24 protein-coding genes are annotated in these 24,804 nt (G+C 67.8%); 13 read left to right on the top strand and 11 right to left on the bottom strand.

Translation table 11 applies throughout. The features are described 5' to 3' along the window. Positions 1–172: 172 nt before the first annotated feature. From murJ to ED92_RS06260, 7 genes are all read left to right on the top strand, one after another. Positions 173–2,122, top strand: a complete 1,950-nt coding sequence (gene murJ, locus ED92_RS06290; protein ID WP_037334004.1) for a murein biosynthesis integral membrane protein MurJ — start codon at positions 173–175, stop codon at positions 2,120–2,122. Positions 2,123–2,242: 120 nt separating this feature from the next. Next, the gene (locus tag ED92_RS06285; RefSeq protein ID WP_081975707.1) at positions 2,243–3,802 is read left to right on the top strand and encodes a protein kinase family protein; all 1,560 of its coding nucleotides are present in this window, start codon (positions 2,243–2,245) and stop codon (positions 3,800–3,802) included. A gap of 31 nt (positions 3,803–3,833) precedes the next feature. After that, entirely contained in the window at positions 3,834–4,493 is a 660-nt protein-coding gene (gene sigM / locus ED92_RS06280) for an RNA polymerase sigma factor SigM (RefSeq protein WP_037333997.1), read from the top strand. Further along, positions 4,490–5,278, top strand: coding sequence for a hypothetical protein (locus ED92_RS06275; protein WP_037333996.1), 789 nt, complete (start codon positions 4,490–4,492; stop codon positions 5,276–5,278). The genes sigM and ED92_RS06275 overlap by 4 nt, the downstream gene beginning before the upstream one ends. A 215-nt stretch (positions 5,279–5,493) precedes the next feature. Next, positions 5,494–6,489, top strand: coding sequence for a thioredoxin-disulfide reductase (gene trxB / locus ED92_RS06270; protein WP_037333993.1), 996 nt, complete (start codon positions 5,494–5,496; stop codon positions 6,487–6,489). Positions 6,490–6,526: 37 nt separating this feature from the next. Then, positions 6,527–6,850: a thioredoxin gene (gene trxA / locus ED92_RS06265; RefSeq protein ID WP_007032253.1), complete on the top strand. Its 324-nt coding sequence runs from the start codon at positions 6,527–6,529 to the stop codon at positions 6,848–6,850. A gap of 251 nt (positions 6,851–7,101) precedes the next feature. Beyond that, complete coding sequence (locus ED92_RS06260) at positions 7,102–8,250, top strand: N-acetylmuramoyl-L-alanine amidase (protein WP_037333990.1); 1,149 nt, start codon at positions 7,102–7,104, stop codon at positions 8,248–8,250. Between the two features lie 287 nt (positions 8,251–8,537). On the opposite strand, the gene ED92_RS06255 is transcribed toward ED92_RS06260, so the two are convergent. Further along, complete coding sequence (locus ED92_RS06255; protein ID WP_125731365.1) at positions 8,538–9,182, bottom strand: N-acetyltransferase; 645 nt, start codon at positions 9,180–9,182, stop codon at positions 8,538–8,540. 194 nt (positions 9,183–9,376) lie between these two features. Here ED92_RS06255 and ED92_RS06250 point away from each other — a divergent pair, with 194 nt between their 5' ends. Both ED92_RS06250 and ED92_RS06245 read left to right on the top strand, forming a co-directional pair. Continuing rightward, on the top strand, positions 9,377–10,696 hold the full coding sequence (locus tag ED92_RS06250; RefSeq protein WP_037336121.1) for a PLP-dependent aminotransferase family protein: 1,320 nt from the start codon (positions 9,377–9,379) through the stop codon (positions 10,694–10,696). Positions 10,697–10,730: 34 nt separating this feature from the next. Then, on the top strand, positions 10,731–11,681 hold the full coding sequence (locus ED92_RS06245; protein WP_037333985.1) for a D-alanine--D-alanine ligase: 951 nt from the start codon (positions 10,731–10,733) through the stop codon (positions 11,679–11,681). Between the two features lie 48 nt (positions 11,682–11,729). Here the strand turns inward: ED92_RS06245 and ED92_RS06240 are convergent, their stop codons facing one another. From ED92_RS06240 to rpmH, 10 genes are all read right to left on the bottom strand, one after another. Continuing rightward, positions 11,730–11,948, bottom strand: coding sequence for a hypothetical protein (locus tag ED92_RS06240; protein ID WP_200882672.1), 219 nt, complete (start codon positions 11,946–11,948; stop codon positions 11,730–11,732). A 39-nt stretch (positions 11,949–11,987) separates the two neighbouring features. Beyond that, a complete protein-coding gene (locus ED92_RS06235; RefSeq protein ID WP_037333983.1) occupies positions 11,988–12,659 on the bottom strand; it encodes an HAD family phosphatase in 672 nt (223 codons plus the stop codon). Positions 12,660–12,744: 85 nt separating this feature from the next. Continuing rightward, entirely contained in the window at positions 12,745–13,761 is a 1,017-nt protein-coding gene (locus tag ED92_RS06230; protein ID WP_037333982.1) for a ParB/RepB/Spo0J family partition protein, read from the bottom strand. After that, positions 13,758–14,687, bottom strand: a complete 930-nt coding sequence (locus ED92_RS06225; RefSeq protein ID WP_016338354.1) for a ParA family protein — start codon at positions 14,685–14,687, stop codon at positions 13,758–13,760. Before ED92_RS06225 ends, ED92_RS06230 begins: the two co-directional genes overlap by 4 nt. Before the next feature lie 64 nt (positions 14,688–14,751). After that, complete coding sequence (gene rsmG / locus ED92_RS06220; RefSeq protein ID WP_037333981.1) at positions 14,752–15,432, bottom strand: 16S rRNA (guanine(527)-N(7))-methyltransferase RsmG; 681 nt, start codon at positions 15,430–15,432, stop codon at positions 14,752–14,754. 211 nt (positions 15,433–15,643) lie between these two features. Beyond that, positions 15,644–16,201 (bottom strand): R3H domain-containing nucleic acid-binding protein, encoded by a 558-nt coding sequence (locus ED92_RS06215; RefSeq protein WP_007032243.1) that lies wholly within the window; start codon positions 16,199–16,201, stop codon positions 15,644–15,646. 30 nt (positions 16,202–16,231) lie between these two features. Continuing rightward, positions 16,232–17,332 (bottom strand): membrane protein insertase YidC, encoded by a 1,101-nt coding sequence (yidC, locus tag ED92_RS06210; protein ID WP_037333979.1) that lies wholly within the window; start codon positions 17,330–17,332, stop codon positions 16,232–16,234. Positions 17,333–17,336: 4 nt separating this feature from the next. Next, positions 17,337–17,642, bottom strand: a complete 306-nt coding sequence (gene yidD, locus ED92_RS06205) for a membrane protein insertion efficiency factor YidD (RefSeq protein WP_016338357.1) — start codon at positions 17,640–17,642, stop codon at positions 17,337–17,339. A 4-nt stretch (positions 17,643–17,646) separates the two neighbouring features. Beyond that, positions 17,647–18,030: a ribonuclease P protein component gene (gene rnpA / locus ED92_RS06200; protein WP_037333978.1), complete on the bottom strand. Its 384-nt coding sequence runs from the start codon at positions 18,028–18,030 to the stop codon at positions 17,647–17,649. Between the two features lie 23 nt (positions 18,031–18,053). Then, the gene (rpmH, locus tag ED92_RS06195) at positions 18,054–18,197 is read right to left on the bottom strand and encodes a 50S ribosomal protein L34 (RefSeq protein WP_005154511.1); all 144 of its coding nucleotides are present in this window, start codon (positions 18,195–18,197) and stop codon (positions 18,054–18,056) included. A gap of 602 nt (positions 18,198–18,799) precedes the next feature. On the opposite strand from rpmH, the gene dnaA reads away from it, so the two are divergent. From dnaA to recF, 4 genes are all read left to right on the top strand, one after another. Then, entirely contained in the window at positions 18,800–20,434 is a 1,635-nt protein-coding gene (dnaA, locus tag ED92_RS06190) for a chromosomal replication initiator protein DnaA (protein ID WP_037333976.1), read from the top strand. A 900-nt stretch (positions 20,435–21,334) separates the two neighbouring features. Next, entirely contained in the window at positions 21,335–22,468 is a 1,134-nt protein-coding gene (gene dnaN, locus ED92_RS06185; protein ID WP_020632653.1) for a DNA polymerase III subunit beta, read from the top strand. Positions 22,469–22,507: 39 nt separating this feature from the next. Beyond that, positions 22,508–23,398 carry a phosphogluconate dehydrogenase (NAD(+)-dependent, decarboxylating) gene (gene gnd, locus ED92_RS06180; RefSeq protein WP_037333975.1) on the top strand — a complete coding sequence of 297 codons (891 nt, stop codon included), beginning with the start codon at positions 22,508–22,510 and terminating at the stop codon, positions 23,396–23,398. A gap of 9 nt (positions 23,399–23,407) precedes the next feature. Beyond that, a complete protein-coding gene (gene recF, locus ED92_RS06175) occupies positions 23,408–24,562 on the top strand; it encodes a DNA replication/repair protein RecF (RefSeq protein ID WP_037333974.1) in 1,155 nt (384 codons plus the stop codon). Positions 24,563–24,804: the final 242 nt, after the last annotated feature.

Genomic DNA, 24,804 nt, shown 5'->3' with positions numbered 1-24,804 from the left:
GCGGGCCGTGCCGCCACCTCCCCAGCAGCCGCCGCCGGACGGCCGCCGCCAGCGGGTGGCGGGCCGCCCCGACGACGAGACGCGACGGCTGAGGCCGCCACCCCAGGGCGCGCCGCCACGGAAAACGCCCCCCGGACAGGGGACGCCGCCTCCGCCGACCCGTCGGCAGCCGGTGCCGCCTCCGCAGGGGCCGCCGCTTCCGCAGCCGTCGCAGAACCAGGCGGCGCGCCGCCCGGCACCTCCCCAAGCACCGCAAGCGCTCAATCAGACACCGCCCCCGCCGCATCGCGGGCGCCGCCAGCCGCCACCGGTCCGCCCGTGGCAGGTCGACCGGCGCGACGAAGCCGACGCGACGCGGTTCATCCCGCGCACCCCCGGTGTCCCGATGGGTTCGCGCTGGCCGGTCGCCGACCCCGACGTCCTCCGCCCGTACGACCAGCTCGCCACGCAGGTCATGCCGGCGATCAAGGACGCGCCGCTGGTCAAACCGCGGCCGGGGGACACCGGCGAACAGGATGTCGCCGCCCCGGCGAAGGCGCCGTCGCTCGCGAAGTCCAGCGGCCGGATGGCGATCGCGTCGCTCATCAGCCGCATCACCGGCTTCGCGTGGAAGCTGCTGCTGGTGGCGGCCATCGGCGCCCAGGTGGAGAACGACTCGTTCAACGTCGCCAACACCATGCCGAACATCATCTTCGAACTGCTGATGGGCGGCGTGCTGTCGAGCCTCGTGGTCCCGCTGCTCGTGCGGTCGCAGGACGACAAGGACGGCGGCGAGGCCTATACCCAGCGGCTGGTCACGGTGGCGGGCACGCTGCTCGTCGTCGGGACGACGATCGCCGTGGTCGCGGCGCCGCTGATCACCAAGCTCTACGTCGACGACAAGGGCCAGGCGAATCCCGAGCTGGTCACCGCGTTCGCGTACCTGCTGTTGCCACAGATCTTCTTCTACGGCGTGTTCGCGCTGCTCTCGGCGGTGCTGAACGCGAAGAACATCTTCGGCCCGACGGCGTGGGCGCCGGTGATCAACAACCTCGTCGTCATCTTCACGATCCTCGTCGTGTGGATCATGCCGGGGAACATCTCCACCGATCCGGTGTCGATCACCGACCCGAAGCTGCTGACCCTGGGCATCGGCGTGACCTCGGGCATCGTGGCGCAGTCGGTGCTGTTGATCCCGCCGCTGCTGCGGTCCGGGTTCAAGTTCAAATGGCGCTGGGGCATCGACAAGCGCATGAAGGAGTTCGGCGGGCTCGCGCTGTGGACCGTCGGCTACGTCGCGGTCAGCCAGGTCGGCTACACGATCACCACCCGCGTGCTGACCAGCGGTTCGCAGGGCGGTGTGACCGCGTACAGCAACGCGTGGCTGCTCTTCCAGCTGCCGTACGGCGTCATCGGTGTCTCGCTGCTGACCGCGATCATGCCGCGGATGAGCCGCGCGGCCGCCGACGGCGACCACAAGAAGCTGATCGGCGACCTCTCCTACGCGTCGCGGATCTCGACGGTGATGCTCGTGCCGATCTCCGCGGTGATGACCGTGGTGGGTGGTTCGGTCGGTATCGCCCTGTTCACCCTGGGCAAGGGCACCGTCGAGGACGCGTCGCGGATGGGCGAGGCGCTGGCCATCTCGGCGTTCGCGCTGCTGCCGTACGCGCTGGTCATGCTGCAGATGCGGGTGTTCTACGCGATGAAGGACGCGCGGACGCCGGTGCTGATCATGATCGTGATGACCGTGGTCAAGGTGCCGCTGCTGTACCTGTGCCCGGCGCTGCTTTCGCCCGACAACATCGTGCTCGGCGTGATGATGGTCAACGGCCTCACGTTCGTCGTCGGCGCGATCCTGGGTCAGGTCTGGCTGTGGGTGACGCTCGGAAACCTCCGGAGCAAGCGAGTGCTCGGGGTGATCCTCTTCACGGTCGTCGCGAGTGTGCTCGGGGTCGGCGCGGCCTGGCTCGCCGGGCAGATCGTGCCTGACTCGTTCGGGCCTACTTTCCATGCCTGGGTGAAACTTCTCCTGCAGACGGTGGTCGGCATCGCGGTGTCGTTCGGCGTGCTCATCGCCTTGAAGGTCGAGGAATTGAAGCCCGCCACGGCGAGGATCACCCGGTTGATCAAGCGCGGATAACGATTCACGTACGGATGGCGCGCGTTCACGGGTCGTATTCTGGGTACCCTCGGGGCGGGAGCTACGCGGGAGAGTGCGGTGGATACGAGACGGAGCGAACAGGCAGGGGAGGCGAGCCAGGTGGGCATCCGGGCCCAAGGCGGGTCGCTGGCCCCTGGCCGGGTCGTCGGTGACGGCCGGTATCGCCTGCTCGCACAGTTCGGGGTGGACGAACGGGCGGCAGCGCATCTTTGGCGTGCCCGCGACGGGCAGCTGAAGCGGGATGTCGCGCTGACGCTGCTGGTCGGCGACCCTGCGGACGCGGAAGCCGCCCGGCTCGCGCGCCGGACGCTGGAGCGTGCCGCGCACGCCTCGAAGTTCGGCCACGGCGGAGTCGCGCGCGTCCTCGATGTGCTCAGCCTCGGCAGCGGCGTCACCTCGAGCGAAGGTCTGCTCGGTGTCGTCGTGGCGGAATGGACCAAGGGCAGCGACCTGGTCGACCTCGTGGCGCAGCGTCCGGTTGCGCCCGCCGCGGCGGCCCGGATGGTGCAGGCGCTGGCGGAAGCCGTCGACCACGCCCATCAGAACGGTCTCGTCCTCGGCCTCGACCACCCGCAGCGTCTGCGGCTCACCCCGGACGGCGCGCTGAAGCTCGCCTTCCCGGGCCCGCTGCCCGAAGCGACCCTTCGTGACGACGTCAAGGCGCTCGGCGCCGTGCTGTACCTGCTGCTGACCGGTCGTTGGGCCCTTCCCGGCGGTCCGGCCGCGATCCCGGCGGCGCCGCACGCGCCGACCGGCAGGATCATCCCGCCACGTTCGCTGGTCGCAGGCGTCCCGGTCGAGCTGTCCTCGCTCGCCGTCCGCACCATCGAGGACGGCGGCCACGGCGGCATCCGCACCAGCGCGGCCATCCTGCGCGTGCTGGACCAGGTCGCCGAAGCCGAAGAACGCACCCAGCTGATCAAGGCCGTCGGCGAGGAAGAGGCCGTCGCCGAATCGGACGGCACGGTTTGGACGACGAAGAAACCGGTCAAGGACGTCGCTCGGCGCAAGAAGCTGGCGTTCGGCGTGACCGTGCTGGTGGTCGCGACCGTGGTCATCCTCGCCTGGGGCGGGATGATGCTGATCAACCTGTTCCAGGGCGAGTCGAAGTCCAGCGGCCCGAAGATCAACGTCGCCGCGTCGTCCTCCCAGGTCGTGCCGCCTTCGGGCGAGCAACAGCCGCCGCCCGAGCAGAAGCCGCCGGCCCCCGCGGTGGGTGCGGCGGTGAAGCCGTCGGCCGTGGCCGTCTACAACCCGGGCAGCAAGGGCGACAGCCCCGGCAAGGCCAGGAACGCCACCGACGGCGACGCGGTCACCTCGTGGAAGACCGACCAGTACGACGAGCAGTTCCCGGTGCTCAAGGACGGCGTCGGGCTGGTCGTGACCTTCAAGGACCCGATCAACCTCAGCCAGGTCAAGATCGACGCGGCGAGTGCCGGTTCTAAGGTCGAGATCCGCTCCGCCGACAAGAAGAACCCGAAGCTCGACGAGACGAAGGTCGTCGGCAGCGGGGACCTCGCGGCCGGCGAATCGACCATCGCGTTGCAGCAGCCGCAGCAGGGTCAGTACTTCATCATCTGGATCACTCAGCTGGGTGAAGATGACAAGGGAAAGTTCGTCACCGAACTCAAAGAGCTGACGTTCCTGCCTGCGGGGTGACGTCAGACACCGGGTCAGTAGGCTCTCCCGGGTGACAGCTGCAGCTCCCACGGACGCGGATCTCATAGCGGCGCATGCCGCTGGGGACCCGCACGCGTTCAGTGAACTGGTCCAGCGACATCGAGACCGCATGTGGGCGGTGGCCCTCCGCACCTTGCGGGATCCCGAAGAAGCCGCGGACGCCCTGCAGGACGCCTTCATCTCCGCGTTCCGAGCAGCGGGCAACTTCAGAGCGGAATCGCAGGTCACGACGTGGTTGCACCGCATCGTCGTGAACGCGTGCCTCGACCGCATCCGGCGGGGCAAGGCCAGACCGACCGTCCCGCTGCCCGAGACCGGGCAGTTCAACGAGCCCGCCTCGCCGCGCGACTCGATGTCCGAACGCGAGACGAGCCTGGTCGTCAAGGAAGCCCTCGACCAGCTCCCCGAAGAGCAACGTGCCCCGATCGTGTTGGTCGACGTCGAGGGATACTCCGTCGCCGAGACGGCGAAGATGCTCGGCATCGCCGAAGGCACGGTCAAGAGCCGGTGTGCCCGAGGTCGCGGAAAGCTCGCGAAGGTTCTCGGACATCTACGGAACCCCGATGCTATTGCGAACGTCCCAACTCACGAAAGCAAACGAGAGCGCGCTACCCCGCAACGGGGTGCCAGGCGTCCTCAGGGCACGCCGGGTGACGGGGAGGGACGATGACAGACGAGAGCAGGGGGATCGGTGGGACCGTCGGTCCGCCGTGGTCTGTCGATGTGCTCGCCGACCTGCACGCAGGTGTGCTGGACGAGCGTGAGGCGGCCGAACTGTGGCCGTTGGTGAACGCCGACCCCGAAGCACTGGCGATCATCGAAGCACTGGAAGCGACCACGGCCGACCTCGCGGAACTCGCGAACGAGCCGGTCGCGCCGATGCCGGCGGAATACGCGGCACGGATCGACGCCGCGCTGGCCGCCGAAATGCGGGCGACGCCTGCGTTTCAAGGCGCATCTGAAGGGCGGCAGGAACAGGTCGCCCCGGTGGTGGACCTCGCGGCCGCACGGCGGCGGCGGAACAAGCGGATCGGCTGGGGCGCCGGGATAGCGACCGTGGCCGCGGCGGCCATCGCGGCCGTGGCGATCGTCGTCCCGACCACCCGGGAGCCGGATTCGGGCGGTATCGCCCAGCCCGCGCCCTCGGCTCCTTCCGGACCTTCGCTCGGCGGAGACGGCGGCGGGGCCGAAGCCCTCGTCGGCAAGGCGATCGGCGTCCGCGACTTCGGCTCGCTGAAGACCGAAGAGCGCCTCGACGCCTGTGTCGCTGCGGCCGGAATGGACGCGGACGTGCGCCCGGAGGGCATCCGGCCGGTGAACGTCGCGGGCAAGGACGGCGTGATGGTGATCTACACCACAGGAAAACTCGCCCAATTCCGCATCGTCGCCTTCGGTGCCGACTGCGGTCCGGGCAACCCTTCGGTCCTCTTCGACAAAGTCATCGGACCGAAGTAACCGACCGAAACCTCACTGGTCCCTCGCTCCCCACCAGCCCCATTTCGGGGGGAGCGAGGGATCTTTGCTACCACGCTAGGTTTTCTAGCGGCGCTAGAGGTCGGATCTCCGCCGCGGCGCAAGGCAGGAGAAAGTAGCGCCGGTCACCCCGGGAACACCGGCCCTTACGATCGTGTTGAGCCTGGTGAACAGGTCACTACGAGCGGAGGTCACGGGTGGCTGCCGAGGAGATCAGGAACCTGATCATTGTGGGATCGGGTCCTGCGGGATACACCGCCGCTGTCTACGCGGCACGAGCGCAGCTCGAACCGCTGGTGTTCGAGGGCACTCAGTTCGGCGGTGCGCTGATGACGACGACGGAGGTCGAGAACTTCCCCGGCTTCCGCGAAGGCATCCAGGGTCCCGACCTCATGGAAGAGATGCGCGAGCAGGCGAAGCGTTTCGGCGCCGACCTGCGCCAGGAGGACGTCGAGTCCGTCGAGCTGACCGGTGACATCAAGTACATCGTCGCGAACGGCAAGCGCTACGCGGCCCGCGCGGTCGTGCTCTCGATGGGTGCCGCCGCCCGCTATCTGAACGTGCCCGGCGAGCAGGAGCTGCTCGGCCGCGGTGTTTCGGCCTGCGCCACCTGCGACGGCTTCTTCTTCCGCGACCACGACATCGTGGTCGCCGGCGGCGGCGACTCCGCGATGGAGGAGGCGACCTTCCTGACGAAGTTCGCCAAGTCCGTCACGATCGTCCACCGCCGCGAGGAGTTCCGCGCCTCCAAGATCATGCTGGAGCGTGCCCGCGAGAACGAGAAGATCAAGTGGGCGCTCAACAAGCAGATCACCGCGGTCGAGGGTGAAGGCAAGGTCGAGGGCCTGACGCTCAAGGACACGGTGACCGGCGAGGAGTCCAAGCTCGACGTGACCGGTTTCTTCGTGGCGATCGGGCACGACCCCCGCAGCGAACTGGTGCGCGGTCAGGTGGACCTCGACGAGGACGGCTACGTGCTCACCCAGGGCCGGACCTCGTACACGAACCTTCCCGGTGTCTTCGCGGCCGGCGACCTGGTCGACCGCACGTACCGGCAGGCGATCACCGCCGCGGGCTCGGGCTGCGCCGCCGCCATCGATGCAGAACGATGGCTGGCGGAGCACGCCGGTGTCGAGACCGCCCAGGAGACGCCTGAGCTGGTCGGCGGCGGCTACGGCGCCTCCACCAACTGACTTTCCCCAGCCCGTTCACCACCCAGAAGGAGACACCATGGCCAACACCGTGACGGTGACCGACAAGACGTTCGTCGACGACGTGCTGACGAGCGAGAAGCCCGTCCTGGTCGACTTCTGGGCGACCTGGTGCGGCCCGTGCAAGATGGTCGCCCCGGTGCTCGAGGAGATCGCGGCGGAGAACGGCGAGAAGCTGACCATCGCGAAGCTCGACATCGATGCCAACCCGAACACTGCGCGTGACTACCAGGTGATGTCGATCCCGACGCTGATCCTGTTCCAGGGCGGCAAGCCGGTGAAGCAGATCGTCGGCGCCAAGCCGAAGGCCGCGCTGCTGTCGGACCTCGCCGACGTCCTCTGATCTCGCGTTTCACCTGCCGAAACCCGGGGCCCGCCCAGGCTCCGGGTTTCGTCGTTCTCCGGAATGGGTAAAACTCCCTGTCACGGGAACGCCTGGACGAGTTCCACGAACGGCGACTTGACGCACCGGCCGGGCCTCCGCGCTCACCGAGAGTTCACAGGGCACAATAGAGCACCGGGGTTCGCCCCGCAGGGTTTTCATAGTCGTGCATCGAGCTCGATCGGTGCCCCAAAGGGAAGAGCGAGGAGTGCATGCGGGTACTCCGCCGCGGTGACGCCGGACCGGACGTCGCCGAGATCAGGTCCACGCTGGCGGCGATGGAGCTGCTCCCGCCGGTGACCGAATCCGGGGAGTACGAGGTCTTCGACACGGCGATGGAACACGCCGTTCGAGCGTTCCAGCAGCGCCGTGGGCTCATCACCGACGGTCTGGTGGGCCCGGCGACCTATCAGGCGCTTCGCGGCGCGGGCTTCCATTTGGGCAGCCGCCCGCTGACCTACATGTTCTCCGCCCCCATGCAGGGTGACGACGTCTTCGCGCTCCAGGAGCGGCTGACCGAGCTCGGTTTCGACGCCGGCCGTCCGGACGGGCATTTCGGCCCGCAGACCGAGCGCGCGCTCAAGACCTTCCAGCGCGACATGCGCCTGGTCGCCGACGGTATGTGCGGCCCGGCCACCATCCGTGAGCTGCACCGGCTCTCGTCGCCGCGTGCCCGCGGCGGCCGCCCCGTTTTCCTTCGTGAGCAGGAGCAGGTGCGGCAGGCGGGCCCGCGGCTGCGCGGCAAGCGCATCGTGATCGACCCGGGCCACGGCGGCGAGGACCTCGGTGTCGTCGCGGGCGGCCTGCGCGAGGCGGACATCGCCTGGGACCTGGCGCGGCGGCTCGAAGGCCGGATGCAGGCCACCGGTATGGAGGCGCTGATCTCGCGCGGCCCGAACCAGAGCCCGACCGAGGGCGACCGGGCGAAGTTCGCGAACGAGGCGGGCGCGGACCTGTTCCTTTCGCTGCACAACGACAAGAACCCTTCGCCCAAGGCGCAGGGTGTCGCGAGTTTCCACTTCGGCACCGGCAACGGCACCACGTCGACCGTCGGCGAGCTGCTGGCGGGTTTCATCCAGCGTGAGCTGGCCGCCCGCACCGGCATGCTCGACTGCCGCACGCACTACAAGACCTGGGAGATCTTCACCCGCACCCGCTGCCCGGCGGTGCGGATCGAGATCGGCTACCTGACCAACCCGGAAGACAGCCGCAAACTGGCGGACCCGGCTTTCCGCGACGTCGTCGCCGAAGGCATCCTGGTCGCCGTGAAGCGGCTGTACCTGCTCGGCGAAGGGGACCAGCCGACCGGCACGTTCACCTTCGCGGACGTCCTGGCCCACGAACTCGCCAAAGCGGAGTAGCCAGTCCTCCACACCCGCACGCGGGCGCACATCGCACTGCCGACGCCCTCGGCACAACCGGTTGTGTGCCCCCTCGGCCGACCACGCCACCCCTAGATCCACCCGGCGCGCAGCCCCCGCCCTTCCCGGGGGGCGTCCCCAGGTCCAGCCTACCCATCCACAGATTTTCCACCGCTCCTAGCAGCGATCTGTGGATAACTCGGCGGGTTACCCACAGCTGTCCCCAGGCCGGGGGATGGCTGCTGCGCGCGCTCGAAAACTCTGCTAAATGGCGCCGGCGGAGAAGATCAGGCGCGGCCCAGGCTCGGCTCGGCCGTCGTGATGGAGACCTGGCCGAGCAGCCGCTCGAGGGCCGCCTCCACGTCTTCCTTCCACGAAATCGCCGACCGCAGTTCCAGTCGCAGCCGCGGCCACCGCGGATGCGGCCGCACGGTCTTGAACCCGACGCTCTGCAGGAACGCCGCGGGCAGCACACAGCTGTGCCCGCCGTCCGGATCGGTCTCGTCGGGCTTGGCGTCGCCGAACGCTTCGATCGCGCGGACACCGCGTTTGGTCAGATCCTTCGCGACGGCCTGCACCAGCATCCGGCCGAGTCCGCCACCTCGGAATTCGGGAAGCACCTGGAAGGCGGTCAGCAAGACCGCGTCCGGGCCGGGAGGCGAAGTCGGGAAGGCCAGCGAGCGCGGCACGGCGTTCGGCGGCGCGTAGAGCACGAAACCGACGGGCAAGGTGTCGCTGTAGACGATCCGGCCGCAGGAACCCCACTCGAGCAGCACGCTGGAGACCCAAGCTTCCTTTTCGACCTCGGTCGCGCCGTATTCCTCGGCCTGCGCCTTCATATGCGGCGCCAGCTCCCAGTACACGCAGCGGCGGCAGCTCTTGGGCAGGTGTTCGAGGTTGTCCAGGGTTACGCCCACGACGCGACGCGACACAGACAAACCTCCCTGAATGACGACACCCGACGCAGCCTTGTCCCGAGCAGGGCTCACCGAAGGGGTCCGAACCGAGGATAGGCCGATGTGATGAACACCGGAAGGCCAGGGCCCCTAGAGGGAGGGTGGTTACACTCGATGGAACTACCAGTCGGTAGCGACTATGTCCACTTCGAAGCCGGGTGAAGCGCCTGATGACCGAGAATCGCCCTGTCCGGCCGGAGCCCGGCCGCCACAACCTCGACCCTCATCTCGACCGCTACGCCGCGCGTACGGCCGGGATGACTGCTTCCGAGATCAGGGCATTGTTCGCGGTGGCCAGCCGCCCCGAAGTGGTATCGCTCGCCGGCGGGATGCCGAACCTCGCCGCGCTTCCGCTGGACACGCTGTCCGCGCAGGTCGGCGAGCTCATCGCCGAAGACGGCCTGGTCGCGCTCCAGTACGGCTCCGCGCACGGCGTCCCCGCCCTGCGTGAGCAGATCTGCGAAATCATGGCCCTCGAAGGCATCAAGGCCCACCCGGACGACGTCGTCGTGACGGTCGGCTCCCAGATGGGGCTCGACATGGTCACCCGGCTGTTCTGCGATCCGGGCGACGTCATCATCGCCGAGGGCCCGTCGTACGTCGGCGCGCTCGGCTCCTTCGCCGCGTACCAGGCGGACGTCGTCCACGTCGCGATGGACGACCACGGCTTGGTCCCCGACGGACTGCGCGCCGCGCTCGCGGAAACGCGGAAGGCCGGCCGCCGGGTCAAGTTCCTCTACACGATCCCGAACTTCCACAACCCCGGCGGCGTCACGCTGGCCGTCGAGCGGCGCGCGGAGATCGTGGAGATCTGCCGCGAGAACGACATCCTCATCGTCGAGGACAACCCGTACGGTCTGCTCGGCTTCAGCGGTCAGACGTACCCGGCGCTCCGCTCGATCGACCCCGACAACGTCGTGTACCTGGGCTCTTTCTCGAAGACCTTCGCTTCGGGTCTGCGCGTCGGCTGGGTGCTCGCACCGCACGCCGTCCGGGAGAAGCTCGTGCTCGCGGCCGAGTCCGCGACACTTTGTCCGCCTACGCTTAACCAGTTGATCGTGTCGCGATACCTCTCGACTCACGACTGGATGGGTCAGATCAAGACCTTCCGCGAAAACTACCGGGAGCGCCGGGACGCGATCCTGTCCGCGCTCGAACAGCACATGCCCGCCGGCTGCAGCTGGACCAAACCCGACGGCGGTTTCTACGTCTGGATGACCGTCCCCGAAGGCGTGGACACGAAGGCGATGCTGCCGAGAGCCGTCACGGCCCGGGTCGCGTACGCCTCCGGAACCGGTTTCTACGCCGACGGTTTCGGCAGCAGACAGCTTCGTCTCTCCTACTGCTACCCGACGCCCGAACGAATCCGCGAAGGCGTCCGGCGGCTTGCCGCGGTGCTCGAGTCCGAAATGGATCTGGCGCGTACCTTCGGTAACGCGAGCCCACGCTCGATCTCGGGGCCGCAGAACCCCTCTCCGGACACGGTCTGATCGACCGGGCGTCCCCAAGCACAAAGGAGTCTCGGTGGTCGACCGCACCGTTGCCGTACTCGCAGGCGGCCTTTCCCACGAACGCGATGTCTCTCTCCGCTCCGGGCGCCGGCTCTCGGTCGCGTTGCGGGCGGAAGGCCTCGTCGTCGAAGAGTGGGACACCGACGCGGGTCTGCTCGAACGTCTTCGCACCCAGCGGCCCGACGCGGCCATCGTCGCCCTTCACGGTGGTGAAGGGGAGAACGGCGCGGTGCAGACGATCCTGGAGATGCTCGACGTGCCTTACGTGGGCACCAGTTCGCGGGGCTGCCGTCGTGCGTGGGACAAGCCGACGGCCAAGGCGCTCGTCGCCGACGCGGGCTTCACCACGCCGGACTGGGTGGTGCTGCCACACAGCACCTTCCGGGAGCTCGGCGCGCAAGCCGTGCTGGACTCGATGGTCGACACGCTGGGGCTGCCCATGATCCTGAAGCCCGACCAGGGCGGGTCGGCGCTGGGCGCCCAGGTGGTCAAGGACGCCGCGGAAATGCCCGGCGCGATGGTCGGCTGCTTCGCCTACGGTGACACCGTCCTAGCCGAGAAGTTCGTTTCCGGCGTCGAGGTGGCCGTCACGGTCATCGAAGGCGAAGAGGGACCCGAAGCCCTGCCCGCGGTCGAGATCGTGCCTGAGAGCGGCGTGTACGACTACACCGCCCGCTACACCGCCGGGCTGACCGATTTCTTCACCCCGGCGCGGATTCCTGATGACGCCGCCAAGGCGGTCGGTGAGCTGGCCGTCGCCGTGCACCGGCAACTCGGCCTTCGCGACATCTCGCGCACCGACGCGGTGATCACCGAAGACGGCACGGTCCACTTCCTCGCGGTGAACCCCTCGCCGGGTCTCACCGAGACGTCGATCGTGCCGGTGGCGATCGAGGCGGCCGGTTCCACCCTCGGCTCGGTCTTCGCCGACCTCGTCGGACGGGCGATTGCCCGTAAGAGCTGAATCGGATTCGACGAAGGGGACTTGCCCACGGCGGGCGAGTCCCCTTTTCTATGTCCGGGCCACGACGACGATCTGATGCTCGTCCTCGTAGACGACCTGTCCCGGGTTCGCCGACCAGACGGTTTCACACGGAACTTCGTTCGTCTCCAGGATCGATAGGTAGCCATCGACTCGATCGATGAAGACGCGAGCGGTCGCCTTGAACCACGCCGCAGCGCCGGGATTGACTTCCGCGTCGTAGACGCTCGGGTCGGCGTGCGCGTTCATCGCGGGTCGGGCTCTGAAAGCGAACGAAGGGGAGCGCGGTCATCGGCGAGGCCACCCGCGCACCCAGGACAACAGCTCTTCGTCGCGCAGGGAGCCGATCACCACATCCGCAGGGAAGTCCTGGTGCTTCAACGTGGGAACCCCGATGACGGGCACGCCAGCCGCTCGCGCCGATCGAAGGCCGGTCATGGAGTCCTCGAACGCCAGAGCGTCGGCGGGCTCGACGTTCAAGAGGGCACAAGCGGTCAAGTACATCTCTGGATCCGGCTTCGGCGCGGTCACCTCGTCGGCGGCCAGTTTCACGGGAAACATTGCCGCCAGGCCGCCGCGAACGAGTGCGGCGTCCAACAGGGCTCGGGGCGAGTTGCTCGCGACGGCGACCGGGACGGCGGCGGCCGTCAGTTCGACCAACTCGCGCGCGCCGGGCATCGCCTCCGCCTTCGCGGTGACGACCTCGGTCACCAACCTCAGCAACTCGTCCGCGATCTCGGCGCCGGCATCCGGTTCACCGAACGCCTCCGCCATCGCGTCGGCGGCGGCCGGTAGCGACTTGCCGATCACCAACGCCTTCTCGTCCGCGCCGAAGGGGAGCCCGCGCCGCGCGAACAGTTCGGTCTCGGCGACGGACCAACACGGCTCGGTGTCCATGAGCAATCCGTCGCAGTCGAAGACGACCGCGCGCGGATTTCGACCGCCGAAGAGCCCCTTCACACTTGCCCCCAGTTCAAGCACTCAGCGTCACCAAAACATCAGCACTCAGCTATCGTCACCGTGACAAAACGACCCGGGGTGATCCCTAATCGGTTTCCGGTGTCTGATTTGCCTGATTTTGATCCATGAGCGCCACGATGCGTTCAAGATCGTCAACCGAGCCGAATTCGAGGGTGATCCGCCCCTTGCGGCGCCCCAAGTCGACCTTCACTCGGGTGTCGAACCGGTCCGAAAGCCGGTTCGCCAGTTCCTGGAGACCGGGCGCCTGGATCGGCTTGCGGGGAGCGGGCTTCGGCTTGGCCGGCTTTTCACTCTTCTTGAGCGTGACGGCTTCCTCGGTCGCGCGGACCGACATGCCCTCCGCGACGATCCGCGCGGCCAGCTCTTCCTGACTGTCGGCGTCCTCCAGAGAGAGCAGCGCCCGCGCGTGGCCCGCCGAAAGCACTCCAGCAGCGACCCGGCGCTGGACCGCGAGGGGGAGTTTGAGCAAGCGGATCGTGTTCGTGATGACCGGGCGGCTGCGCCCGATCCGGCTCGCCAGCTCCTCGTGCGTGACCGCGAATTCGTCGAGCAGCTGCTGATACGCGGCCGCCTCTTCGAGCGGGTTGAGCTGAACGCGGTGGATGTTCTCCAGCAGCGCGTCACGCAGCATCGCCTCGTCGGCGGTCTGCCGGACGATCGCCGGGATCGCCTCCAGCTCCGCCAGCTGGGAGGCACGCAGCCGCCGCTCGCCCATGACGAGCTCGTACTCGTCGTTGCCGAGCTCACGGACCACGATGGGCTGCATGAGCCCGAACTCGCGGATCGAGTGCTCCAGCTCGTTGAGCGCGTCCTCGTCGAAAACCTGCCGCGGCTGCTTCGGGTTCGGCTTGATCTGGCTGACCGGCACCTCGCGGTAGACCGCGCCGGCGACCGATCCGCCGTGCGAACCGGCCGCGCCGTTGGCCGCGAACCAGCCCTTGTCGTCCGGCCCCGCGGGCTTGCTCGCGGGTGCGGAGGGGACCGGGGAGCCGTTCTCGGCGGGAGCCGCCGAACCCGCCGGAGGGCCGGTGGGGATCAGGGCGGCGAGCCCGCGCCCGAGCCCTCCTCTGCGCTCGCTCATGCCGTACCGCTCCTTTCCTTCATCTCCACACCGCGCTGGGCGATCTCCTTCGCCGCGTCGACGTAGCTCATCGCGCCCCGCGAACCCGGGTCGTACGCGAGGACGGTCTGCCCGTATCCGGGCGCCTCCGAGACCTTCACACTGCGCGGGATCACCGTCTTGAGAACAGTGTCCCCGAAGTGGTTCCGGACCTCGTTCGTCACCTGATCGGCCAGCTTCGTCCGGCCGTCGTACATGGTGAGCAGGATCGTGGAGACGCTGAGTTCGCGGTTCAGGTGCGCCTGGACGAGCTCGATGTTGCTCAGCAGCTGTCCCAGACCTTCGAGCGCGTAGTACTCGCACTGGATCGGGATCAGCACCTCCTGCGCGGCGACCATCGCGTTGACGGTCAGCAGACCGAGCGATGGCGGGCAGTCGATGAAGACGTAGTCGACGCCGATCTCGTCGAGGATCTCGGACGAGAGCGCCTCCTTGAGCCGCATCTCGCGGGACGCCATGGAGACGAGTTCGATCTCGGCACCGGCGAGGTCGATGGTCGCGGGCACGCAGTAGAGGTTGGGCGACTGCTCGCTCTGCGCCGCCGCCTCGGCCAGCGACACCTCACCGATCAGCACCTCGTAGATCGACGGCGTGCCGGAGCGGTGGTCGATGTCGAGCGCGGTGCTCGCGTTGCCCTGAGGGTCCAGGTCGATCACGAGCGTCTTGAGCCCGTGGACGGCGAGGGCGGCGGCGAGGTTCACCGTGCTCGTCGTCTTGCCGACGCCGCCCTTCTGGTTGGCGACCGTCAGCACTCGCCGACGGTTCGGCCGGGGGAGCGCACCCTCCTTGGGATGCAGCACGCTGGCGGCGCGGACGGCTTCTTCGGCGATGGGCGTCCAGCCGAGTTCCTGGCCGGCGCTCGCAGGGTCGGACGGCGGGGGAGTCACCGGTCTCGAGCCTCCTCTGTAGTGGACGTGAGAGTCGTTCTGCGTTGTTTCACGTGGAACCGGTCTAGCTGCGCCTGCCGCGCGGTCGAGACGGTTTCGGGGGCAGACGGTGGATCACGACGACCGTGCTCGGAACCTCGAGCACCTTGGTGCCGCACTCGAAGACTTCCGGTTCGCCGCCGCCGGCCTTCCGGACGGCGGCGCGATCGCGTTCGATTTCCTCTCCGGCGCTCGCTCCTTTGAGGGCGACCAGAGCACCTTGGGAACGCACGAGCGGGAGGCACCAGTTCGCGAGCCGGGCCAAAGGAGCGACCGCCCGGGCGGTGACGACATCCGCGCCACCGAGCTCCTCACGTACCTGCCGCTCTTCCGCGCGCCCGCGGACAACGGTGATGGGGAGTTCCAGCTTCTCGGCAACCTCGGCTAGCCAGTCGACCCGGCGAGCCATCGGTTCGAGCAGAACGATATCGAGGTCCGGCCGGCTGATCGCGAGCGGTACACCCGGAAGTCCCGCACCCGAGCCGACGTCGACCACGCGGGCGCCTTCGGGAATCCTCTCGCCAATCACGGCGGAATTGAGGACGTGCCGCTCCCACAACCGGTCGACCTCGCGAGGCCCGATGAGCCCGCGCTCGACGCCATGCCGCTCCAGGAGTTCGACGTAGCCGGCGGCTTGCTCGACGCGGTCTCCGAATACTTCCGACGCCGCACTCCGTACCGATGCGGCGACCCCGTCCAAGCCCACTCTCGCTCCTCAACCCTCGACGCCGTTTCACGTGAAACGCGCTCCACTGATTGTCCATGACGCCGAGCGCAAAGCGGGGAGACAGTCCGAAGTTGTGGACAACTCCACTCGCCTCAGCGCGTTTCACGTGAAACGCCACGCGTGTAATTCACCCCGCAAACGAAGAAGCGGCCCGCCGGATGACCGGCGGGCCGCTTCGTTCGAGTAACCGTCAGGCGGGGAAGATGACGACCCGGCGCTTCGGGTCCTCTCCTTCACTCTCGCTCTTGACGCCGTCCACGGCGGCGACCGCGTCGTGCACGACCTTCCGCTCGAACGGGCTCATCGGCTGCAGCCGCACGCGCTCGCCGGAAGAGACGACCGTCTCGGCGGTCGAGCGACCGAGCTCGCGGAGCTCCTCGCGACGGTCCGCGCGCCAGCCCGCGATGTCCAGCATCAGCCGGCTCCGCGAACCGGTCTCCTGCTGCACCGCCAGCCGCGTCAGCTCCTGCAGCGCCTCCAGCACGGTGCCGCGGGGACCGACGAGCTTCTCCAGGTCCTCGCCGCCGTCGATGCTGACGATCGCGCGGCCCGCTTCGACATCGAGGTCGATGTCGCCGTCGTAGTCCAAAAGGTCGAGCAGCCGCTCGAGGTAGTCACCGGCGATGTCGCCCTCCTTCACGAGGACGTCGTCGTCGACACCTCCCTTGCGAGCGGTCTCTTCAGCGGCGCCCTCAACCTCGGCCGCGCTGTTCTCCTCGGCGTCGATCGTGTCGATCGTCTCCGCCATTACTGGTCTCCTCTCCGGCCCGGATCGGCGTCAGCGACGCTTCCGGTCCGATTTCTTAGTCGAGTCCGAGATGAGACCGGGCACGTCCGCACCGTTCTCCTTCGAGCCGTTCGTCGACGACTCGGCTGTTGCGTCGTTGGCGTCCTTCTTCTTCGCGGAGGAACCGGTCTGGGCGAAGCCGTGCGGCGAGCCCGCCTTCTTGACCTGACCATCGGAGGACGGCTTGTTCTTCTTCTGCTGGACCGGCTTCTGGCCGGGGCGGGGCGCGGTCGGCTTCTGGCCCGGCTTCGGACCGAGGTTCGCGCGCTTCTCCTTCTCGGCTTCCTTGCGGGCCTCTTCTTCCTTGTCGATCCGCGTGTAGACGAGACGCTGCTGCATCAGGGTCCAGCCGTTGTTGGCGAGCCAGTAGAAGAGGAGGCCGACCGGGAACAGCGCACCGAAGATGAGGACACCGAGCGGGAAGATGTACATCGTCAGCTTGTTCATCATCGCGGTCTGCGGCGTGGCCGACTCGGGGTTCTGGCGCTGGACCGAGTGACGCGCGGTGAGGTGCGTGGCGATGCTGGCGACGATCATCAGCGGGATCGCGACCGGGGCGACGTACCAGTGGAAGCCCGCCGGAGCGTTGCCGCCACTGACCATGTCGACACCGGTGTAGATCGCGTCGCCGAGGTTGACGCCGAACAGCTTCGCGTGAACGTAGGACTCGACACCGGCCTGATCGAAGAAGTAGTTCTCGGTCTTCGGGCCGCCGTACGGGTTGATGGTGAACATCCGCAGGACGTGGTTCAGACCGATGAAGACCGGGATCTGAAGCAGCATCGGCAGGCAGCTGCCCAGCGGGTTGACGCCGTGCTCCTTCTGGAGCTTCTGCATCTCCATCGCCTGGCGCTGCCGGTCGTTCGCGTACTTCTTCTGGATCTTCTTCATTTCCGGCGCGAAGTCCTGCATCTTCTTCATCGACCGGACCTGGTTCACGAACGGCTTGAACATGATGCCGCGGACCGTGAACGTCAAGAAGATGATCGCGAGGATCCAGGAGACCGCGTTCGCCTCACCGAACACGAGCCCGAAGACCTTGTGCCAACACCACAAGATGAAGGACACGGGGTAGTAGATGAAGTCGAGCACTGAGCTACTCCTCGATCGGTGTTTCAGGTCGGCGGTGGCGCCACGAGAACGTCTCGGGTACCGGATCGCGGCCGGGCATGGTCCACGGGCCACAGCGCAGCAGCCGCCGGACCGCGAGATAAGTGCCGCGGCCGGCGCCGTGCCGGGTCAGTGCCTCGACGGCGTACGCGCTACAGCTCGGGTAGAACCTGCACGCCGGAGGAAGGAAAGGGGAGATCGCCTTGCGGTACAGCTTGATGGGCAGGAGCAGCACCCATGCCACCGGGCCCGGGCGGGCGTCTTCGGTGGTCTCGTTCTCGGTGGCTCGCATGCCGTTACACCGCTGATCCGTGGTCGGGTGGACGCGTCTGGCGGGACAGCCCGAGACGCCGCAACGACGCGTCGAGATCCGAGCCGAGTTCCGCGCTGGAAGCGTCCGCGGCCGGAGGTAGTGCCCGTATCACCAACGAGCTGCCCGGCGGCAGTGTTCCGATCCTGGCGGAAACGAGATGCCTCAACCGGCGGGTGACCCGGTGGCGGACCACCGAATTGCCCACGGCCTTGCTCACCACAAAACCCGCCCGCGCCGCTTCGGCGGCATCGGGCGGGTCCGTGGTCAACGCATGGACGACGAGGCGGCGCCTGCCTGCCTTGGCCCCACGCCGCATCACGGCACGGAAATCCTCACTGCGCCGCAACCTCGCGGCGGCCGGCAGCACGACGTCCCTCGACGACGGCCGGATCAGGCGGACAGCGCGCCGCGGCCCTTGCGACGGCGAGCCGCCAGGATGGCCCGGCCGGCGCGGGTCCGCATGCGCAGCCGGAATCCGTGGACCCGGGCGCGGCGGCGGTTGTTCGGCTGGAAGGTGCGCTTACCCTTGCTCACGACTAACTTCTCCTGTTTCTCGGCCGCCGGGAACGGTTCGACCCGTTCCTGGCGTGTCGTGCTGACGCACGGCAGTCTCTGGTGTCTCCTACCAACGTGTGGCCTCGTCACGTCGAGCGACGACAACGTGGGCACGCGAAACGCCCCCGCTGTATACGGGAGACCTTACGAGGGTACGCACCCACCTCCCGGGCCCGGCAGGCACCCCCTCGACCACGGACCGCGACCGTACGTGGAGAGTGATCACCGACGACGCGAGGGCATCGAATGGCAACACGCCGTACACCGTGAAATGCTTGCGCGCGAGGACGCCTTGTGGCAACGAGCGGGGCTTGTTAGCGTGCCCCTCCCGGGTTTTCGCCGAGGTGGAACGGTGCAGGCGCCCGGGTGTCCTTGGGGATGTGGAGGCATCCCGTCGGCATACGACGATCCCGCAGGTGGCGTCACCGCGGGCCGCCGTACATTAGTGCACAGCTGTGGACAACTATGTGGATATTTGCTGTGCGCGCGAGCCGACCGGGCCATGATGACGCTCGACCCGGCGTTCGGGCCGCTGAGTGATCTCGCCGCAGCGCACCGACGAGGGGAGGGGAGTCAGGCAGGTGTCCGATCACCAGCACAATCTTGGCGTCATCTGGGAACAGGTCGTGCGCGAGCTGTCGGATGGCACCCTCTCCCCGCAGCAGCGCGCCTGGATGCGGGTGACCCGGCCGATCGGCCTCCTCGACGGCACCGCGCTCCTCGCCGCCCCCAGCGACTTCGCCAAGGAAGCGATCGAACGCGCCCTGCGCGGAGCGATCACCGAAGCCCTTTCGCGCCGGCTCGGCCGCGCGGTCTCGCTCGCGGTGAAGGTCGACAGCACCGAACCCCACACTTCGATGCCACCGCCCTCGCCGGGTCCTCGCTACGAACCGACGTCACCCAGCCGGGTGGAAAACGGGTCCGGCCCGGTGCCGGGTCCTCCTCCGCTGCCCGAGGGTGACGGCATGCTGTCCCCGACCAGGCCCCGGCCCGAGCCTCCGAAGCCGAGGCCGCCGAGGCAGCAGCCGGTGGACAACAGCCTCAACGATGGCGATGACAGCGATGAAGAAGTCGACGAAGAGGGCGAGGCCCTCGCCGCCGTGACCGAGATCTGGCCGACGTTCTCCGGTCAGCCGATCGCGGGCCAGCCCTACACCGCGCCGGCGCAGCCGCAGACGTCCAAGACGAAGCTCAACGAGAAGTACACGTTCGACACCTTCGTCATCGGCGCGTCGAACCGCTTCGCGCACGCGGCCGCGGTCGCCGTCGCCGAAGCACCGGCGCGCGCGTACAACCCGTTGTTCATCTGGGGAGAGTCCGGACTCGGGAAGACCCACCTGCTGCACGCCGTCGGGCACTACGCCCAGCGGCTGTTCCCCGGCATGCGCGTGCGGTACGTGTCGACCGAAGAGTTCACCAACGACTTCATCAACTCGCTGCGAGACGACCGCAAGGTCGCGTTCCAGCGCCGCTACCGCGACATCGACATCCTGCTCGTCGACGACATCCAGTTCCTGGAAGGCAAAGAAGGTACGCAGGAAGAGTTCTTCCACACCTTCAACACCCTCCACAACGCGAACAAGCAGATCGTCGTCTCCTCCGACCGCCCGCCGAAGCGCCTCGAAACGCTGGAAGACCGGCTGCGCACGCGGTTCGAGTGGGGTCTCATCACCGACATCCAGCCGCCGGAACTCGAAACGCGTATCGCGATCCTTCGCAAGAAGGCGGCTCAAGACCGGCTCGCGGTTCCCGGCGAGGTCCTGGAGTTCATCGCTTCGCGCGTCGAGGCGAACATCCGGGAACTCGAAGGCGCGCTCATCCGCGTCACCGCCTTCGCGTCGCTGAACCAGCAGCCGGTCGACGTGGCCCTCGCCGAAATCGTGCTCCGGGACCTCATCCCGGATTCGCACGCGCCGGAGATCACCGCGCCGACCATCATGGGTGTCACGTCCGAGTTCTTCGACGTGACGCTCGACGACCTCTGCGGCCCCGGCAAGACGAAGGCGCTCGCCACCGCACGCCAGATCGCGATGTACCTCTGCCGCGAGCTGACCGACATGTCGCTCCCGAAGATCGGGCAGACCTTCGGCGGTCGTGACCACACCACGGTCATGCACGCGGACAAGAAGATCCGCAAGGAGATGGCCGAACGACGGCGCATCTACGACCAGGTCCAGGAGCTGACCTCCAGGATCAAGCAGCGCGCCAGGCAGTAATCCTTTAGTACACAACGCTTTCAGGGGCTCTCACCGTCCAGGTGGGAGCCCCTTCTTCGTGTCCACATAGGCCCGAAAACGCGTGTAGAGCCGCGAAGCACGGGTACATGAGGAGAAGCGGCGAAGGGCGCGAAGGAGGCGAAGCGCGCTTGAGTCGCCTTCGCGTTTTTCCTTGTGTACAAAGGAATCCACATGCTGTGGGCAGCTTGTGCACAACTCCGGCGGTCGACGGACCAGCGGCGACGGGATTTCCGTCCACATCGCACTCACAGGCAATCCACAGCATTTCCACACCAAGATCCACACGCTGTCCCCAGGTTGCCCACATCTTGTGCACAAGGGTGATGCGGGCTGCATCAATCACTCTCCCGAGCGATTCCGGTCACGAACGGCGCCCACAACCCTGGGTACAAACCGCCCCACAACTGGGGATAACCGTGGGGACAACTGTGGATGACTGTGGACAGATCGAGCGCCGCCTGAATCCATCCACGGACGCCCCCAGCTGTCCACCGTCCGTACACACCCGGAGTCCACAGGCTCGGAGGCGCTCGGACCTGCGCGAACGGGCCTTGTCCACACAATCCACAACACCTATTACTACTGCTGTCTTTTCTTCTTCTCTAGAAGAGAACAAAACAAAAACAGGCGAAGGACGAAGTTGGGGACAGCCGGGGAGCCGTGTCGTCTTGTCGACAAAAGCAAGGGGAGGCCGAGGTGACGTGGACCCCGGGGACGGCCTAACGTGGGTCCCTGCACCTGGTCTGCGTGTCGACGTGCGTTCGCGTCCTCACGCGGACCGAACACACCTGCGAGGCACCTGGCCATCGCGCTCTCCGGCCGAGGTGACCCGTTGAGCTTTCGAGCCGTCAGGGGCTCGGCTGTCGAAAGGAAGCGCGCATGAAGATCCGCGTCGAGCGTGACGGGCTGGCCGACGCCGTCGCGTGGGTGGCGAGAAGCCTCCCGTCGCGGCCTCCGGTCCCGGTTCTGGGCGGTGTCCTGCTCGATGCTGGATCCGACGGGACGAGTGACGCCCTCACCGTCTCCGGATTCGACTACGAGGTCTCCGCCACGGTCGGCGTCCCGGCCACCATCGCCGACGGCGGCCGTCTGCTGGTCTCCGGCCGTCTGCTGGCCGACATCACCAAGTCGCTGCCCGCGCAGCCGGTCGAGATCTCCGTCGACGGCGCCCGCGCGACCATCACCTGCGGCTCCGCGCGCTTCTCCCTGCCGACCATGCCGGTCGAGGACTACCCGCAGCTCCCGTCCCAGCCCGCCTTCGCCGGCGAACTCACCGGTGACGCGTTCGGCCAGGCCGTCACCCAGGTCGTCGTCGCCGCGGGCAAGGACGACACCCTTCCGATGCTGACCGGTATGCGCCTGGAGATCTCCGGCTCCTCGCTGACCCTGGTCGCCACCGACCGCTTCCGGCTCGCGATGCGCGAGTTCACCTGGGAGCCCGCCGAGGGGCTGTCCGACGCCGCCGTGCTCGTCCCGGCGCGCACGCTCGCCGAGGCCGCGAAGACGCTCGGCGCCAGCGGTGCCAAGATCCGGCTCGCGCTCGCCAGCGGCGAAGGCCTGCTCGGTCTCTCCGGTTCCGGTCGCTACACCACGACGCGCCTCCTCGACGCGGAGTTCCCGCCGTACCGGCAGCTGCTGCCCGCGCAGCACACGTCGCGCGCGGTCATCGAGGTCTCCGCGCTCGCCGAGTCCATCAAGCGTGTTTCGCTCGTCGCCGAGCGTGGCACCCAGGTGCGGCTGGAGTTCAACGACGGTTCGCTGCGGCTCTCCGCCGGTGGCGACGACGAGGGTTCGGCCGAAGAAGAGCTTCAGGTCGACTACGAGGGTGAGCCGGTGACCATCGCGTTCAACCCGGGTTACCTCGTCGACGGGCTCGGCGCGCTGAACGCGAACCGGGCGGAACTGACGTTCACCACGCCGAACCGGCCGGCGCTGATCAAGCCCGCCGACGAGGAGGGCAACGTCGTCCCCGGCTACCTGTACCTCCTGATGCCGGTTCGCCTCCCGGGCTGATCGGCCTCCACTTCCTGTTTCGCACCAAAGGGGATCTTCATGGCTCAGCTGGGACTCATCGGCCTCGGCAAAATGGGGTTCAACATGCGTGAGCGGCTGCGCGCGGCCGGTCACGAGGTGGTCGGCTACGACCGCAACCCCGACGTCACCGACTCCACCTCACTCGAGGACATGGTGTCCAAACTGGACGGTCCCCGGATCGTCTGGATCATGGTGCCCGCCGGCGAGCCGACGCGGCAGACCGTCGCGGAGCTCGGCAACCTGCTGTCCGAGGGCGACCTCGTGATCGACGGCGGCAACTCGAAGTACACCGACGACCGGATCAACGCGGACCTGCTCGCCGCGAAGAAGGTCGGTTACCTCGACTGCGGGGTCTCCGGTGGCGTGTGGGGCAAGGACAACGGCTACGGCCTGATGGTCGGCGGCGCGGCCTCGGACGTCGAGAAGGCCATGCCGATCTTCGACGCGCTTCGTCCCGAGGGCCCGCGTGACGAGGGCTTCTCGCACGCCGGCGCCGTCGGCTCGGGTCACTACGCGAAGATGATCCACAACGGCATCGAGTACGGCATGATGCAGGCCTTCGCCGAAGGCTTCGAGCTGCTCGAAGCCGCGAAGGTCGTCGAGAACGTGCCCGCGGTGATCAAGGGCTGGCAGCGGGGGACCGTCGTCCGCTCGTGGCTGCTCGACCTGCTGGTCCGCGCGCTCGACGAGGACCCGGAGCTGGACGACCTCGAGGGCTACGTCGAGGATTCCGGCGAAGGCCGGTGGACGCTGGAAGAGGCGATCAACAACGCGGTCCCGGCGCCGGTCATCTCGGCCGCGCTGTTCGCGCGGTTCGCCTCGCGCCAGGAGGACTCCGCCGCGATGCGGGCCGTCGCCGCGCTGCGCAACCAGTTCGGCGGGCACTCGGTCAAGAAGGCCGGCGACTAGGCAAGCGGGTTGTACTTAAGACATCTGCAGGTCACCGACTTCCGGTCCTGGCCACAAGCCGATCTCGCGCTCGAACCCGGCCCGACCGTCCTCGTCGGACAGAACGGCCGCGGCAAGACGAACCTCCTCGAGGCGATCGGTTACATCGCGACCCTGGGCTCGCACCGCGTCGCGACCGACGCGCCGTTGGTGCGGCACGGGTGCGAACGCGCGCTCATCAGGGTCGCGGTGGTCAACGAGGACCGCGAGCTGACGGTCGAGCTGGAGATCACGCCCGGCAAGGCGAACCGCGCGCGGGTCAACCGCGGCGCGGTCGGCAAGCCGCGCGACGTACTCGGGATCCTGCGCACGGTGCTGTTCTCCCCGGAGGATCTGGCACTCGTGCGCGGGGATCCGGGGGAGCGTCGCCGGTTCATGGACGAGCTCCTCGTACTGCGCGCTCCCCGGTACGCCGGGGTCCGCGCCGATTACGAGAAGGTGCTGAAGCAGCGGAACGCTTTGCTGAAGACGGCCGGCAAGCGGCGTACGGGACGAGAAGACCCGTACGCGTTGTCGACGCTCGACGTCTGGGACGACCACTTGTCGGTGGCGGGGGCCGCGTTGCTGGCTGCCCGGCTCAACCTGATCGCGGACCTCGCGCCGTACGCGGCCTCCGCGTACATGTGGGTCGCGCCCGATTCAAGACCGGCGAAGATCGCGTACAAGTCGAGCCTGGGCGAAGCGATGCCAGAGGGCTATGGCACTCCGGACGGCCCTCGCGCCGACCAAGCGGTCCTCAAGGAAGTGCTGGTCGAAGCGCTGAAACGGTCGCGGAACCTGGAGCTCGAACGCGGGGTGAGCATGGTCGGCCCGCACCGGGACGAGCTCGATCTCATCCTCGGCGAAGCACCGGCGAAGGGCTACGCGAGCCACGGGGAGTCCTGGTCGTTCGCCCTCGCGTTGCGTCTGGGAAGCTACGAGCTCCTGCGTGGCGAGGCCGGGGAACCGGTGCTTCTGCTGGATGATGTGTTCGCCGAGCTGGACCGGCGTCGCCGGGCCCGGCTGGCGGAGGTGGCGGCAGGCGCCGAGCAGGTGCTGGTGACCGCCGCCGTGGACGAGGACGTGCCCGCCGAACTGGCCGGACACCGCTTCCTCGTGGCGGATGGTGAGATCAACCGAGGGTGATCCCGCGAAGTGGACACCCCGGGTGATCGGCGCCACAGCAGTTGCCCACCGATCTGGGGACAAACCTGTGGACAGTGTGGATAACACCGTGAACGCGTTATCGCCCCGCGTGACCAAGGGGCCTGATAAGCGGCTTGACACCCCTCACCCGGGTGGTGACCCGAGTGAGGGAGCCTTGTTCGATACGCGGAGTGATCGCCCCTCGGTATCGAACGGCTCAACCGATACTGAAAGCAAAGAAC

Origin of the sequence: Amycolatopsis sp. MJM2582 (assembly GCF_000754115.1) — a bacterium.
Classification (GTDB): domain Bacteria; phylum Actinomycetota; class Actinomycetes; order Mycobacteriales; family Pseudonocardiaceae; genus Amycolatopsis; species Amycolatopsis japonica.
The sequence above is the reverse complement of the archived record's forward strand: the minus strand, read 5'-3'. Positions and strand labels throughout refer to the sequence as shown.